This window comes from Ulvibacter sp. 2305UL32-6, from assembly GCF_058148545.1.
In genome coordinates, this window is record NZ_JBYVKA010000002.1 from 411,197 (window position 1) to 426,821 (window position 15,625).

At 38.7% G+C, this 15,625-nt stretch carries 16 protein-coding genes; 12 read left to right on the top strand and 4 right to left on the bottom strand.

Annotated features, from left to right (window positions below):
- Positions 1-68: 68 nt before the first annotated feature.
- From ACY2RU_RS07690 to ACY2RU_RS07705, 4 genes are read left to right on the top strand one after another with little or no spacing between them, the layout of a single operon-like run.
- Positions 69-2,567, top strand: a complete 2,499-nt coding sequence (locus tag ACY2RU_RS07690) for a PIG-L family deacetylase (RefSeq protein ID WP_490137856.1) — start codon at positions 69-71, stop codon at positions 2,565-2,567.
- A gap of 4 nt (positions 2,568-2,571) precedes the next feature.
- Entirely contained in the window at positions 2,572-2,703 is a 132-nt protein-coding gene (locus tag ACY2RU_RS07695; RefSeq protein ID WP_490137857.1) for a hypothetical protein, read from the top strand.
- Positions 2,703-4,409: a sodium:solute symporter family transporter gene (locus tag ACY2RU_RS07700; protein WP_490137858.1), complete on the top strand. Its 1,707-nt coding sequence runs from the start codon at positions 2,703-2,705 to the stop codon at positions 4,407-4,409. The genes ACY2RU_RS07695 and ACY2RU_RS07700 overlap by 1 nt, the downstream gene beginning before the upstream one ends.
- Before the next feature lie 48 nt (positions 4,410-4,457).
- Positions 4,458-4,916, top strand: coding sequence for a hypothetical protein (locus ACY2RU_RS07705; RefSeq protein WP_490137859.1), 459 nt, complete (start codon positions 4,458-4,460; stop codon positions 4,914-4,916).
- An 83-nt stretch (positions 4,917-4,999) separates the two neighbouring features.
- Here the strand turns inward: ACY2RU_RS07705 and ACY2RU_RS07710 are convergent, their stop codons facing one another.
- Positions 5,000-5,842, bottom strand: a complete 843-nt coding sequence (locus tag ACY2RU_RS07710) for a DUF2911 domain-containing protein (protein ID WP_490137860.1) — start codon at positions 5,840-5,842, stop codon at positions 5,000-5,002.
- Positions 5,843-6,243: 401 nt separating this feature from the next.
- Between ACY2RU_RS07710 and ACY2RU_RS07715 the strand changes: the two genes are divergently transcribed.
- The 4 genes from ACY2RU_RS07715 to ACY2RU_RS07730 all read left to right on the top strand — a co-directional run bounded on the left by ACY2RU_RS07715 (position 6,244) and on the right by ACY2RU_RS07730 (position 9,062).
- Positions 6,244-6,711, top strand: a complete 468-nt coding sequence (locus ACY2RU_RS07715; protein ID WP_490137861.1) for an SRPBCC family protein — start codon at positions 6,244-6,246, stop codon at positions 6,709-6,711.
- Between the two features lie 8 nt (positions 6,712-6,719).
- Positions 6,720-8,024, top strand: coding sequence for a cryptochrome/photolyase family protein (locus ACY2RU_RS07720; protein ID WP_490137862.1), 1,305 nt, complete (start codon positions 6,720-6,722; stop codon positions 8,022-8,024).
- A gap of 139 nt (positions 8,025-8,163) precedes the next feature.
- Positions 8,164-8,400 (top strand): (4Fe-4S)-binding protein, encoded by a 237-nt coding sequence (locus ACY2RU_RS07725; protein WP_490137863.1) that lies wholly within the window; start codon positions 8,164-8,166, stop codon positions 8,398-8,400.
- 92 nt (positions 8,401-8,492) lie between these two features.
- The gene (locus ACY2RU_RS07730; RefSeq protein WP_490137864.1) at positions 8,493-9,062 is read left to right on the top strand and encodes a hypothetical protein; all 570 of its coding nucleotides are present in this window, start codon (positions 8,493-8,495) and stop codon (positions 9,060-9,062) included.
- A gap of 83 nt (positions 9,063-9,145) precedes the next feature.
- Here the strand turns inward: ACY2RU_RS07730 and murA are convergent, their stop codons facing one another.
- The 3 genes from murA to ACY2RU_RS07745 all read right to left on the bottom strand — a co-directional run bounded on the left by murA (position 9,146) and on the right by ACY2RU_RS07745 (position 11,511).
- Positions 9,146-10,459 (bottom strand): UDP-N-acetylglucosamine 1-carboxyvinyltransferase, encoded by a 1,314-nt coding sequence (murA, locus tag ACY2RU_RS07735; protein ID WP_490137865.1) that lies wholly within the window; start codon positions 10,457-10,459, stop codon positions 9,146-9,148.
- Between the two features lie 17 nt (positions 10,460-10,476).
- On the bottom strand, positions 10,477-11,136 hold the full coding sequence (locus ACY2RU_RS07740; RefSeq protein ID WP_490137866.1) for a DUF4290 domain-containing protein: 660 nt from the start codon (positions 11,134-11,136) through the stop codon (positions 10,477-10,479).
- A gap of 84 nt (positions 11,137-11,220) precedes the next feature.
- Entirely contained in the window at positions 11,221-11,511 is a 291-nt protein-coding gene (locus ACY2RU_RS07745; RefSeq protein ID WP_490137867.1) for a DUF493 family protein, read from the bottom strand.
- 264 nt (positions 11,512-11,775) lie between these two features.
- Between ACY2RU_RS07745 and ACY2RU_RS07750 the strand changes: the two genes are divergently transcribed.
- From ACY2RU_RS07750 to ACY2RU_RS07765, 4 genes are all read left to right on the top strand, one after another.
- On the top strand, positions 11,776-12,321 hold the full coding sequence (locus ACY2RU_RS07750; protein ID WP_490137868.1) for an AAA family ATPase: 546 nt from the start codon (positions 11,776-11,778) through the stop codon (positions 12,319-12,321).
- Positions 12,318-14,216 (top strand): RecQ family ATP-dependent DNA helicase, encoded by a 1,899-nt coding sequence (locus ACY2RU_RS07755; protein ID WP_490137869.1) that lies wholly within the window; start codon positions 12,318-12,320, stop codon positions 14,214-14,216. The genes ACY2RU_RS07750 and ACY2RU_RS07755 overlap by 4 nt, the downstream gene beginning before the upstream one ends.
- Positions 14,216-15,163 carry a methionyl-tRNA formyltransferase gene (gene fmt, locus ACY2RU_RS07760; protein WP_490137870.1) on the top strand — a complete coding sequence of 316 codons (948 nt, stop codon included), beginning with the start codon at positions 14,216-14,218 and terminating at the stop codon, positions 15,161-15,163. Before ACY2RU_RS07755 ends, fmt begins: the two co-directional genes overlap by 1 nt.
- Positions 15,164-15,331: 168 nt before the next feature.
- Positions 15,332-15,622, top strand: a complete 291-nt coding sequence (locus ACY2RU_RS07765) for an HU family DNA-binding protein (RefSeq protein ID WP_490138278.1) — start codon at positions 15,332-15,334, stop codon at positions 15,620-15,622.
- Positions 15,623-15,625: the final 3 nt, after the last annotated feature.

Here is a 15,625-nt window from a genome sequence, read left to right on the forward strand (position 1 = left end):
AAATCGAAACGCCCCAAATCAATCAGTCATTTTGGGTATCTTTGGAAGGAATCTCAATGTACTAATCCATGCTCGCATTCCGCTTAGTTGCGCTTCTTTTTCTAGCTAGTTTTACTTCAACATTTGCGCAACAACCACAAAAACCAACGTCCTCCGAAATTTATCACAATCTCAAGAAATTAAATTTTCTAGGATCTGCCCTCTACGTAGCTGCACATCCCGATGACGAAAACACCAGATTAATATCTTATCTCGCAAATGATGTGTTTGCTAGAACCGCATATCTATCTCTTACACGAGGTGATGGCGGACAAAACCTGGTAGGTCCTGAAATACGTGAACTTTTGGGCGTAATACGAACGCAAGAGCTTTTGGCTGCGAGACGAACCGACGGCGGACAACAACTTTTTACTCGCGCCAATGATTTTGGATATTCTAAACATCCCGACGAAACCTTGGCTATTTGGAATGAAAAGGAAGTGCTAGGAGACGTAGTACGAGCCATTCGAAAATTTAAACCTGATGTGATCGTCAATCGATTTAATCATCGTACGCCAGGCTCAACACATGGGCATCACACTTCTTCGGCCATGCTTAGTTTTGAAGCATTTGACATGGTAGGAGATGCATCTAAATACCCTGAAACCGCTTCCGAATTTGGCGCTTGGCAACCCAAACGTCTCTTGTTCAATACTTCTTGGTGGTTCTACGGAAGTCAAGAAAATTTTGAAAAAGCCGACAAAACGAACTTAGTAGAAGTGGAAACAGGTAACTACTACCCTGCTCTCGGGCTCTCAAACGGCGAAATTGCCTCTTTAAGTCGGAGTATGCACAAATCGCAAGGTTTTGGAAGTACTGGATCACGTGGGAGTCAAACAGAATACTTAGAATTCTTAAAAGGTGAATTTCCAAAAGATAAAACAAACCTCTTTGAAGGCATTGACACAAGTTGGTCGCGCATCGAAGGTGGTGCCGCGGTTGGCAAGATTTTAAACCCGCTAGAAAATAAATTTGATTTTACTGATCCTTCGGCCATTGTACCCGACTTAGTAAAGGCATATACGCTACTAAAACAAACTAAAGAAAGTCACTGGCGCACCATTAAAATGAAGCAATTAGAACAGCTTATAGTAGACTGTTCTGGGCTTTATTTGGAAGCTGTTGCGAATGTGCAAGCAGCCGCGCCCAAAGAAAACATCAAGGTTACTGTTGAAGCGATCAACAGATCGAACGTGCCTGTAAAGCTCAATTCGGTTACTTCAAGCGTTATCGGTTTTCCTTCTACACTAACGGCCACGCCTCTTCCGAAGAACAAAAAATACGAACTTGAAAATACCGATTATACATTTTCAGCAACAAAATTAAGTGCGCCGTACTGGCTGCAAGAAAAAGGTACATTAGGAATGTATCGCGTTGATGATAAAAGCTTGATCGGTTTACCCGAACAGGTCGATCAGTTTCCCGTTACCTTTAACCTAAATATTGCTGGCGTTGAACTTTCGATTCAAAAAAATATCGTTTATAAATATAACGACCCAGTAAAAGGCGAAGTGTATCGCCCCTTTGAAGTACTTCCTACAGTGACTTCAAGTATTCCTGAAAAAGTGATCATTTTTGCTTCGGAAGCAACAAAAGACATTCCTGTAAACATACGCGCAGGCGCCGATAATGTCACGGGAAGTGTTACGCTACAGCATCCAAAAGGTTGGGTTGTAAGCCCCGCGAGTCAAGTATTTAGCTTAGCGCGAAAAGGCGAAGAACATACCGTGATATTTAAGGTCACTCCTCCAAAAGAACAAAGCGATGGCTATCTAAAACCTCGTGTTTCGGTAGGTGATCAATTATATGATAAAGAATTGGTTACTATAGACTATGATCATATTCCGTATCAAAGTGTGCTGTTACCTTCGGAAGCGAAAATAGCACGGTTAAACATTCAGAAAAAAGGACAAAGTATTGGGTATATTGATGGCGCGGGAGATGCCATTCCGGAGAGTTTAAAACAGATCGGCTATGAGGTTACTACCTTAGAACCTTCCGAATTAAACGCAAATGAACTCTCACAATTTGATGCTATTGTCATTGGTATTCGAGCGTATAACACGGTTCCAGAACTTGCATTTAAAAGAGCCGAATTAGACACTTACGTCGCCGATGGCGGGACGCTTTTGTTACAATATAACACTTCCCGCGGTTTAGTAACTGAAGATCTCGCGCCGTTTCCACTTTCGTTGTCTAGAGATCGTGTTACGGATGAGTTTTCCGAAGTGAAAATTTTAGCACCACAACATGAAGTGATGAATAGTCCGAATAAGATCACAACAGCCGATTTTGACAATTGGGTTCAAGAACGGGGATTGTATTTTCCTGACAAATGGGACGACAAGTTCACTCCTATTTTGGGGATGCACGACAAAGATGCACCGCAAAGTAATGGATCCTTATTAGTTGCTAAACATGGCAAAGGGCATTATATTTATACGGGGCTAAGTTTCTTTAGAGAATTACCTGCCGGTGTTCCGGGAGCTTATCGTCTTTTTGCAAATTTACTATCGATTGGAAATTAAATCTATGGAAGAACAGGACCAAAACAACATCCCTGAAAAAACCAAATTTGTTTGGAGTCATCGCTATACCTTGGTATTGTTCTTTAACGCGGCCTATATTTTATTCTTTTATTATCTTATGAAAACGTACGCCTAATGGAGAATATTGATTGGTACATTCTCATAGGAACCTTACTATTTATTGTACTCTACGGAACCTTTAAAACACGAGGAAACCAAAACGTAACCGATTACCTCAAAGGTGGAAATAGCGCCCGCTGGTGGACGATCGGACTAAGCGTTATGGCAACGCAGGCAAGTGCCATCACTTTTTTATCGACACCCGGACAAGCCTTTCATGACGGATTGGGTTTTGTGCAATTTTACTTCGGATTGCCAATCGCTATGGTGGTCATTTGTTTGGTTTTTATTCCTATTTATCATCGTCTCAATGTTTTTACCGCCTATGAATATCTCGAATCACGTTTCGATTTAAAAACACGTACGTTAACAGCTATACTTTTCCTGATCCAAAGAGGCTTGGCAGCAGGAATCACCATTTTTGCGCCGTCCATTATTTTGTCGGCTGTGTTGGGCTGGAATTTAATTCACTTAAATATTATCATCGGAATTTTAGTGATCATCTACACGGTAAGCGGTGGAACCAAAGCGGTAAGCGTTACTCAAAAACAGCAAATGCTGGTGATCTTTGCGGGAATGCTCTTTGCCTTTTTGATGATCCTCAATTATCTTCCGTTGGATATTAGTTTTGATAAAGCACTCGATATCGCTGGTGCCAACGGAAAATTAGATGTCCTTGATTTTTCGTTCGATTTTGAAAATCGTTATACCTTTTGGAGCGGTATCATTGGTGGAACCTTTTTAGCCCTCTCCTATTTCGGTACAGACCAAAGTCAGGTGCAACGTTACCTTTCAGGAAAATCGTTAAAAGAGATGCAGATGGGAATGATCTTTAACGGTCTTCTAAAAGTTCCAATGCAGTTCTTTATTTTGCTAGTAGGTGTTATGGTTTTTGTCTTCTATCAGTTTAATAGTTCACCTCTACATTTCAATCCGAGTGCGGTGAAAGATGTCATGGCTTCGGAATATGCTCAGGAATACGAGGCATTAAGTGATGAGAAAAGATCCCTTGAATTACAACTCAAAGAAAAACAAATTAGTTATGCCCGTCTCGAAGATCCTACGAGTAAGCAAACCTTGCTTTCGGAAATAACCGCCTTAAACACACAGGAAAATTCCTTACGCGCACAATCGAAAGAGCTGATTAAAAAGGCGAACCCGAATGCCGAAACAAACGATAAAGATTATGTATTTATACATTTTATACTGAACAACCTCCCTCGCGGATTGATAGGCTTATTGTTGGCCGTTATTTTAAGCGCAGCCATGTCTTCAACCGCTTCCGAATTAAATGCTTTAGGCTCTACCACAACGATCGATTTGTACAAACGTAACAAAAGTGGTAGGAGTGAAAAACATTATGTCTATGCGTCTAAGTGGTTTACGCTCTTATGGGGTGTTATTGCCATATTTGTTGCTTGCTTTGCCAATTTGTTTGATAATTTGATCCAGTTGGTCAATATCATAGGTTCTCTTTTCTACGGAAATATTCTGGGTGTATTTCTATTGGCTTTCTTCTTTAAGTACGTAAAAAGTCGGGCAGTATTTATCGCAGCCTTGATCAATCAAGTTTTAGTGATCGCACTTTATACCATGGACAAATTTGAGATCATCAATATTCCGTACTTATGGTTAAACTTTGTGGGTTGTGTAACGGCGATCGTAATTGCGTTTCTTTTACAAGCGGCTTCTGGCAATAATGACAAGGTTATTGAAGCATAAAAAGATTTCGCATATATTTATACGAACCAACCATCTAAAATTACACGTATGATTCTTTCTGAACTCATTGGTCAAAAAATTTCAAAGATCCGTTATTCACATAAAGTAGGCGACGGAATGCAACAATTTCAATCCTATATTAGACTTGCCGACAAAAAGATCATTTGTCTACCCAAGGGTCCCGATAATTCACTAGATCTGGAAGAATATTACAAAAAGCACAAAGAATGTTCATTTGAAGACGCTAAACGCTGTGCCTTAGCCTCCCGATTGCTTTTCAGAAATAAAAAGATCGTAGATATCCATTTTGGCTATTTGGACGACGAAGCTCGCGAAGACATGAGTGGTATTTTAGAACTGGAGAACGGTATTTTTATTACTGAGAACAATGCTGGACCGGAAGAGCGTGGTGATATTGACCTGCTTATTTTAAAGCGAGATCAATTTGAGGCATGGAAGGATGAGGAAACCGAGTATCGATCGTTTAAAAATTCGATTCATTCGTAGCAATCACTGCTCCGTTATTTAACTTTTTAAACAAAAAAAAGCCTCGATAAATCGAGGCTTTTTTTATTCCGAAGAAAGCAAAATTACATTGCTCCCCATTCTTTTAATGATTTTTTATTCAATGCTACGTAATCTGCATTTCCTGCTTTTTCAGCAAGTTCCATTGATGATTTAGCCGCTTTGATCGCACCTTTCTTATCTCCTGCTTTCGCATAGATAAGTGATTGTTGTCTTTGGTACCAAAAAGCTTCTCCGTTCATACTAACAGCTTTATCGATCCATGTTTTTGCTTGATTGATATCTTTACCATTTTCAAGGTGATATACAGCTGCAGCGTAGTAATCGTTAGCAGTAGGGCCATTCATTACTTGTTTGATACTTTCAGAAACTGCTTTGTCTGTATTTACGGTAATTGGCACAGCAACATAGCTCTTTTCCCACATGATACCTAAATTCACACTGCTTCCTGTAAGATCGTCAAAACTGATCGTAAAACTTTCAATATTCATTGGTATTGGATATACGTCAGCTTTTACCATAGCAACTACTTTAGCGTCATCCCAATTTTCTGGTGTTCCCCAATTGCTTGAATCGCTATAAAAATATACATCCCAGCTAGCTGAATTTGGTTTTGTAAATAAAGCATAGGTACCTGCTTTCACTTCTTTTCCACCAATCTTTACATCTTCACTAAAAGTGATTTTTGTATTGGCGTTCGCTCCAGTTCTCCACATCTTACCGTATGGTACTAGATCTCCAAAAATAGTTCTTCCACGCATTGCAGGTCGCGAGTACTCAACGGTCATCTCGGTTAAACCAACGGTCTGGGTCATTGTTTGCGCCGGACTAGCTGCTGGTGTCTTGATTTGTGCGTAACTACCCATGGTCATAACTATGGCAGCTACGTAAAAGAATGCTTGTTTCATAATGGTTTTATTTTGTTTTTAGATTGTAGCGAAGATACGGATAGACCAGAGGCAGAATAGTTAACAAAAACATAAAATGAACTCAATTTTTTTCTGAAAACACGATAATATTACCGGTATTTCCAATATTTTAGAATCGCTTCTTTTAAAAAAACATTAAAAGCTAACTCGTTCTATCTTAAACCAAATGATCGCTTACTAAAGAAATTTGTTAATGTTTTGTTTAAGGACATTTACAATTCGTGAAACAGCATTATCTTTAAACAAAAACAAAAATGGCAACGATTCTGAAAAATTTTTTAGCACTGTTTCGCTTCCGCAGAAAAAACAATCGTCGTGATTACGACAAGTATAGATTGCTTCAAATTAATAAGCGTGTTTTACACAAACGTGCCTATTAGATGAAGATATATACACTGCACGCAAAACAGAAACTACCAATTACCACCAAGCAAGCTTGGGATTTTCTTTCAGATCCTAAGAACTTGAAGGTCATAACGCCAGATTATATGGGTTTTCATATTCTTTCTGGTGCAGACAGACCTATGTTTGCTGGTCAGATCATTCAATACATTGTGACGCCTATTCTTGGAATAAAAACCAAATGGGTTACCGAGATCACGCATGTAAAAGATGGTAAGTATTTTGTAGACGAGCAACGATTTGGACCTTATGCGCTATGGCATCACAAACATTTTATCCATGAATTTGAAGGTGGCGTTGAAATGGAAGATATTATAGATTACAAAGTACCATTTGGCATTCTTGGTCGGATGGCTCATCCTTTTTTAGTAAAACCAAAATTGCAAGAGATTTTTGATTATCGCAAGCAAAAGCTAACCGAACTCTTCGGAAGTATCCAAAACTAAACAGCAGCATGGCTCAAAAAGTAAATATATTTTGGTTCCGAAGAGATTTACGATTAGAGGATAATGTGGGCTTTTCAAAAGCACTTCAAGGCAAATTCCCAGTATTACCACTTTTTATTTTTGATTCTGAAATTTTGGAAGAACTTCCAAAAGATGATGCTCGCGTAAGCTTTATTTTTGACAGACTGCAGGAAATGCGGAATGAACTTCAAGAACATGGGGCAAGCCTCGCGATGTATCACGGTAAGCCTTCCGAAGTATTTAAGGCGCTCTGTGCCGAGTTTGAGGTTCAAAATGTGATCACCAATCGCGATTATGAACCTTATGCGAAAGAACGTGATGCGCAAATTAAAAAGCAACTCGAAGCAGACAACATTGATTTCAACACCTATAAAGATCAAGTGATCTTTGAAAAAAGTGAAGTGGTTAAAGGCGATGGCGATCCCTATGTGGTGTATACGCCTTATATGAAAACGTGGAAAAGCACCTTCAATGCGCAAAAACATTTACAAGATCATGCTACCCAAAAGTACTACAACAATCTTATTGAACATTCTAGATTAGCTAATCTAACACTTTCAGATATGGGCTTTGAACGTTCTAAGATAGAAGTTCCAGAGTTCGATATACGTCCCAAAACCATTCAAAACTATGAGAATACTCGTAATTTTCCTTCGGAAGAAGGAACATCGCGTATTGGTCCGCATCTACGCTTTGGCACCGTAAGTATCAGACAGGTTGTAAAAAAAGCCATTGCCGAAAAAAATGAAGTATTTTGGCAGGAACTCATTTGGCGTGAATTCTTTATGACCATTCTCTGGCATTTTCCAAAAACCGTTGATAATGCCTTCCGAAGTAAATATGATCGCATAAAATGGCGCAATAATAAAGAAGAATTTGAGCTTTGGAAAGAAGGCAAAACAGGTTATTTACTTGTTGATGCTGGGATGCGAGAGTTAAATAAAACGGGCTATATGCACAATCGTGTGCGGATGTTGGTCGCGAGCTTTCTGTGCAAACATCTACTTATTGATTGGCGTTGGGGAGAGGCCTATTTTGCCGAGAAGCTACTCGACTATGAGCTTTCAAGTAATGTTGGAAATTGGCAATGGGCTGCAGGAAGTGGTGTTGACGCAGCGCCTTATTTTCGGATTTTTAATCCGATGACGCAAGTTGATAAATTTGATAAGGACAAACAATATATCAAAACATGGATCGACGAATATGACACTAAAGATTATCCTGAAAAAATGGTAGATCACAAAGAAGCGCGTGAGCGTTGTCTTCGCGTTTATAAGGAAGCTGTTTCCTAAGTAATTCAAAATAAATTCTTGAAAATTGTGTTTTGTCGATAATTTTAATACTTTTATCGATGTTATTATGATTTAGGCCTGCGAAGTCGTTCGCCCCAAACGAAACGTACTGTAGCACATAACCCCCAAATGTATGCTTATGGAAACCTATCAAAACGAATATAGTAATGGTGAAATTACCGTTACTTTTGCTCCCAGAAAATGTATTAATGCTGAAAAATGTGCCAAGGGACTTTCGGATGTTTTTAGGACCACTGTGATCCCTTGGATCAATTTAGAAGGTTCAGAAACCAGCAAAATAGTCGCACAGATCAAAAAATGTCCGTCGGGTGCGCTCAATTACTGTAGAAGTAATGCTTCCATGGCTGTTAAATAAAATCTAATTTTCTTTAAAAATTGGGCAGTTTTGCACAATTTTTCTACTCTTGTAGTGTTAAAGAGCCACAACAACCTAACATTAACAAAACCATGAAATTATTTACAGCTGTAATCCCTATGTTGCTTTTTTCTTGTGCACTATTTGCACAGGAAAGCAATACGCTAGAAGCGCAATTTGAAGCGACTATTGATAAATCTAACAATTATCAGGAATTTAAGGTTATTGAAAAGCGTAAGCTCGCTATTCTACGCAAAAACATACTTGATTCGGTTGCGAATCTTGAAACCGAAATTAAAACGCTGAACAATCAGATCGACACTCAAAAAGGAGAGATCACATCACTTACCAATAATCTTAATAAAGCCAATGAAGATCTAACGGTTTCTATGAGTAAAGAAGACGGGATTGAAGTTTTTGGTATGCAGACGCAGAAAACAACGTATAACACGATCATGTGGTCTATTATTGGGATTCTTTTAGCGTTTCTTGGACTCTTTATTTATAGATTTAAAAATAGTAATTCAGTAACGCGAGATGCAAAAATACGATTGGCTGAAATTGAAACGGAATTTGAAGAACACCGTCAGAAGAAGCTTGAAGAAATTCAGCAAATAAAAAGAAAGCTACAAGACGAATTAAATAAAAATAAAAAGGTTTAGTAGCATTATAAACTTATCAAGCATAAAAAAGCCCCGCTTTAAAAATTAAAGCGGGGCTTTTTCTATATAATATATTAAAACTGCTAGGCATCGATTCGGGTGATCTTTGCGCCAATGGCACGAAGGCGCTCATCTATATTTTCATAGCCACGATCGATCTGTTCTATATTGTGTATCGTACTTGTTCCTTGAGCCGACAAAGCAGCGATCAATAGTGAAATACCTGCTCTAATATCTGGCGAAACCATGGTTGTGGCTTTCAGGTTAGACTGAAAATCATGTCCTATTACAGTGGCGCGGTGCGGATCACATAAAATGATACGCGCTCCCATGTCAATCAATTTATCGACAAAGAACAGTCTACTTTCAAACATCTTTTGATGAATAAGCACGCTACCTTTGGCTTGCGTACAAACCACGAGAACGATACTTAAAAGGTCTGGTGTAAATCCAGGCCAAGGCGCATCGGCTACAGTAAGTGTAGAACCGTCAATATAGCCTTGTATTTCGTAATTTTCTTGAGACGGAATATAAATATCATCGCCTTTACGCTCTAAAGTGATTCCAAGTTTTCGGAAGGTATCAGGAATCAGTCCTAAGTTTTCCCAACTTACATCTTTGATCGTGATCTCGCTGCGAGTCATGGCAGCTAAACCGATCCAACTTCCTATTTCAACCATATCTGGAAGAACACGATGTGTACAACCGCCAAGGGCTTCCACGCCTTCAATGGTAAGTAAATTTGAACCAACGCCTGTAATTTTGGCTCCCATGCGGTTAAGCATATTACACAACTGCTGTAAATAAGGCTCACAAGCCGCGTTGTATATGGTAGTCGTTCCTTTTGCAAGTACTGCCGCCATTACAATATTGGCGGTTCCTGTAACAGAAGCTTGATCAAGCAACATATAGGTACCGGTAAGACCATTGGGTGCATCAACACCATAAAAGCGTTCTTCTTTATTATATCTGAAATTGGCTCCCAAACGAATAAATCCTTCGAAATGAGTATCGAGTCGTCGTCGTCCGATCTTATCTCCACCTGGTCTGGGAATATATCCTTTTCCAAAACGTGCCAATAAAGGTCCAACGATCATAATAGAACCCCGCAACGAACTTCCTTCCTCTTTAAATAATTCAGATTCAAGATATTCTAAGTTGACGTCATCTGCTCTAAACGCATATTTGCCTTTACCCAGTTTTTGAATCTTTACTCCAAGATTACTTAAGATCCCGATCAGCTTATTTACGTCACGAATGTCTGGAATGTTTTCTATTATCACCTCTTCAGGTGTTAACAGTACAGCGCAAAGTATTTGCAGGGCTTCGTTTTTGGCTCCCTGCGGACGGATTTCACCTTTTAGTCTGTGACCGCCTTCAATTTGAAAAGTTCCCATAAAAAATACGGTGGTTTTTAGTGACGCTTTCTACCGCGATTGTTATTCTTGTAGTTTTTCTTGGCTCCAGTATTGCTACTATTTGTATTGTAACGTTTTTTATTCTGAAGTAATTTTCCAGAATTACTAAGACCTTCATCACTATCTTTTAAGTTAATCTTTCCTTCTGAAAGTTCAAAAAGGTGATTAAAGATCACATCGTCTTCTACAGTATCCTTGTTCCAATTCAGAAAACATTTTTTCATGTGATTGGCAATGGTGTAAATAAGGCCATCTTTCATTTCGCCATCTTCCCAATTAACCGCTACATCGATCATTCGTTTTATATTATTTCCGTAGAAACGATACTTAGGATGATTCTGCGGATATGCAAGAGGCTCAGGACGAGCTGTTAGTTCTTCACGAGAAGGCTTATCGTAAGGTGAATCTGCATCCAGCTTAAAATCTGCTATAATAAATAACTGATCCCAAAGTTTATGTTGAAAATCGGGTACGTCACGCAGATGCGGGTTTAAATTACCCATCACATTAATGATGCTTTTTGCGTATTTATTGCGCTCTTCTTTGGTTTCTTTGGCTACTGCCTGTTCAACCATTTTTTGTATATGACGGCCGTATTCAGGAATTATTAAATGCGGGCGTTCTGTATTGTATTCTAAATCGTCTATTAAAACCATGTATTTTGTAATATATTCAAGGAAAGTTGTCTCTATGCCGCTATGAAAGATACTCAACGGCTTATGTCACGCAAAATACTAAAATTATAGAGAAATGACACCCTCGACCTTAGAAACTTCAAGATATTTTTCAATTACTGCATCTGGCGATTCCATCATAACTTTAATAGAAACACTCGTATATGTGCCTTTAGATGATTCTCGTGTATTGATCGTTGCCTTCAAAGTATCAAAAATACGCTCTATTTCAGCAATTTTCTCATTACTTGCAGGAACGATAAACTTGTATAAGTATGGAGCGGGCCAGTTTGTATCAGACTTAAGCTGTTCGCGTAAACGCTCGTAAAAGGCTTCAGATTTGTTTTCTTCTGTCATGCGGTAATTTTAAAACAAAGATACAATATTGGAATGAAAGTATGTTGTAGGCGGAAAGCTAGGTGCGGGATACTAGGAGTTCAATATTTAATTTTGGGTTTTATAGATCTACTCTTTTACTTATCGCATTGGAGGCGTAAATTGTTTAGTTCCTTTATGTTTATTCACGAATTACTGGATAGCAAATCACATCAATGACCTATGATTCCATAAATATTTCCGAACTTTGCTAATAAAGCTTTGTCTCATTAAAATATTCAATCTTTGACACCTAAAAGAATTGTCATTACTGGCGGACCCGGGTCTGGAAAAACAACACTTATCGAATTATTGGAAGCAAAGGGCTTTCCAGTCATTCATGAAATCTCTAGACAAGTGATTCAAGAAGCCCAAGCAGCAGGTATTGACCAGCTATTCCTTACAGATCCTTTATTGTTTAGCCAAAAATTAATGGACGGGCGCTTAAAACAGTTTGAACAAGCTAAAGATCATTCAGAAAAACATCTTTTTTACGATCGGGGTTTGCCAGATGTAACATCATATATGCATTATATTGAGGCAAAATATCCAGCTGCGTTTGATGCTCCTTGCTTTAACAATTGCTACGATCAGGTATTTTTACTTCCTCCTTGGAAATCTATCTATACACAGGATAATGAACGTTACGAATCATTTGAACAAGCCGAAACCATACACGATCACCTGCTCAAAGGATATGAAAAGTATGGTTATGACGTACAATTAGTACCTGTAGGAACTCCTTCAGAACGCATTGATCATATCTTAGAAAAACTAGAAATATTTTCTTGAAATCGCCCTCACATATCTTAACCGAGTTTTGGGGATATGCATCCTTTAAACCGATGCAGGAGGATATTATCAACTCGGTATTAGACGGAAAAGATACGGTGGCATTATTAACAACGGGTGGAGGTAAATCAATTTGTTTTCAAGTTCCTGCCCTTGTCATGGAAGGTATTTGCATTGTTATTTCTCCCCTTGTTGCCCTAATGAGTGATCAGGTTAAAAACTTGAAGACACGAAATATTAAAGCACTAGCCTTAACTGGCGGCATTTCTTTTGATGAATTAACCACACTTTTGGATAATGCACTCTACGGAAATTACAAGTTTTTATATCTATCGCCCGAAAGGCTGCAGCAAGAAGTGGTGCAAAATACAATCAAGCAAATGAACGTAAACCTTATCGCTATCGATGAGGCTCACTGTATTTCACAATGGGGAAATGATTTTAGACCTGCATACAAACAGGTCACTATTTTACGAGAACTACATCCCTTGGTACCCGTGATCGCTTTAACGGCAACCGCAACTCCTGAGGTTTTAACTGATACCATTTCTGAGTTAAAATTAGAACTCCCAGCCGTTTTTAAACAGTCATTTGTACGTGCTAATCTGGCCTACCTAGTCCAAAAAACCAATGATAAATTATATCGCACAACTCAGTTGCTAAAAAACAACACTGGCTCAGCTATTGTTTATGTGCGCAGTAGAAAGAGTGCTATTGAAACGAGTAATCATCTCGATAATATGAGCATTAGCAGCACCTTTTATCACGGTGGAATAAGTAAAAGCGAAAAACAAGATCGTTTAGAACAATGGAAAAATGGTCGTGTATCAACTATGGTCGCTACCAATGCTTTTGGAATGGGTATTGATCATCCAAATGTACGTTTTGTGATCCATATTCAACTTCCGGAAAGTTTGGAAAGCTATTTCCAAGAAGCAGGGCGTGCGGGGCGTGATGATCAATATGCGCAGGCGGTAATTCTGTATAACGATTACGATAAGGTTTTAGTTAAAAAACAATTTGTTGATGCGTTAGCGACCCCCGATTTACTAAAAAAGATCTACCGAAAATTAAGCAATTACTTTCAGATCTCTTATGGAGAAGGCGCTTTCACCCAACACAGCTTTAATTTTATACATTTTTGTGATGCTTATAAGTTAAATACACTATTTACATACAATGCATTGAATTCGCTTGATAGACTAGGCATTATTCAACTTTCTAAAGAATTTGGAAGAAAGTCGATTATACAGTTTATAGTTTCTTCGGAAAGAGCCCTGAATTATTTCGCCGGAGATCAAAAAGCATCTGTTATAGGTAAGACCATGCTTCGTCTCTATGGTGGAATTTTTGAAACTGCAACCAATGTCAATTTAGATCTTTTAAGTAAAAAAACCGGGCAGACTGTTGAAAACATCATCCCCGTACTTGAAAAACTAGAAAGGGATGGCATTATCGAACTGAGTTTGCGGGTGACAGACGCCACCATTACCTTCCTTAAACCTCGCGAAGATGACCGCACTATCAATGTTGTTAAGAAGGAAGTAGAAGTCTTAAACACCAGAAAAACTAAGCAAGTTGCATCGGTGATACGTTATATTGAAAACGACACAGAATGTAAGAGCAGACAATTAGTTAACTATTTTGGGGAATCAACTTCGGAAAAGTGCGGAATATGTTCGGTATGTGCTTCCCAAGAAACAATGGCTAGCAAAGATGAAATGAAGCTCATTTCCGCAGAAATACGCATCTTTTTAGAAGAAGAAGCGATGAGTTCGCGTAGCATTTCAGAAAAAAGTACCTTTGCCGAATCAAAGATCATCCACGTACTGCGATTACTTGTTGATAGTGGAAAAATAAGTCTGAACACCAAAAATCAATATTATATAAACTAATGAAAGATTTGCGAATTGTCTTTATGGGAACCCCCGATTTTGCTGTGGGAATATTGAAAAAACTGGTAGAATCGAAGGCCGACATCGTGGGCGTTATTACCGCCCCCGATCGCCCTGCTGGGCGTGGCCGCAAAATGCGCCCGTCGGCCGTAAAGGAATATGCCTTGTCTCAGCAACTCACTATTCTTCAGCCAAAAAATTTAAAAAACGAAGACTTTTTAGCCGACCTTAAAGCGTTAGATGCCAATCTTCAGATCATTGTAGCATTTAGAATGTTGCCAAAAGTTGTTTGGAATATGCCTAAATACGGAACCTTTAACCTGCATGCATCATTGCTTCCGCAATATCGTGGTGCGGCTCCTATCAATTGGGCGATAATCAATGGAGAAACCAAAACTGGCGTCACAACCTTTTTTATTGACGAGAAAATTGATACTGGAGCAATTATTAAAAAATCTGAAATTGATATTGAACCCCGAGAAACTGTAGGTACACTTCACGATAAGCTGATGAGTTTAGGTAGTGATTTAGTAATAGATACAGTAGATGCCATTGCCAATGGCTCTGTTACAACAGAAGTTCAGCCAAACAGCAGTGATCTAAAAGCTGCTCCTAAATTGTCTCCCGAAAATACACGTATCGATTGGAAACAAAGTGCTCAAGCGATAGATGCCTTGGTACGCGGACTTTCACCTTATCCTGTTGCATGGAGTCAACTTGAAGATAAAGAAGAAACGCTAAAGGTTAAGGTCTACGATACTAGCATTGATCTAACGACACATTCTGATGCTGTTGGAACTATTTTTACGACAAAAAAAGAAATTAAAGTAGCCGTAAAAGATGGTTATATATATATTAAGGAGTTGCAACTTCCTGGGAAAAGAAAAATGGATGCTGCCTCACTCTTAAATGGGTTTTCTTTTTCTGAAACCGCTAAAATGTCGTAAACCCCTATTCCCACTCATATGGCGATAATGCAACACAAAAGCAGTTTGGTTATTAACAAACGCTCCAAGTTATCAACAAATACGGCGATTTCCCGCGCTATTCCTTGCGTGAACCGATAATCCGATTAAATTTGTAGGGCAATTCATTTATGTTTAATCAACAATTTAATTTTTAATTATTTAACTATGAACAAATCAGATTTAATTGATGCAATGGCAGAAGATGCCGGTGTAACAAAAGCAGCAGCAAAAAAAGCATTAGAGTCTTTCCTAGGAAATGTAGAAGGATCTCTTAAAAAAGGAAACAGAGTATCTCTAGTAGGTTTTGGTTCTTGGTCAGTTTCTAAAAGAGCTGCAAGAGAAGGAAGAAACCCACAGACAGGAAAAACAATCAAAATTGCAGCTAAGAACGTAGTAAAGTTCAAAGCAGGATCAGATTTACAGAGCAGCGTAAACTAATTG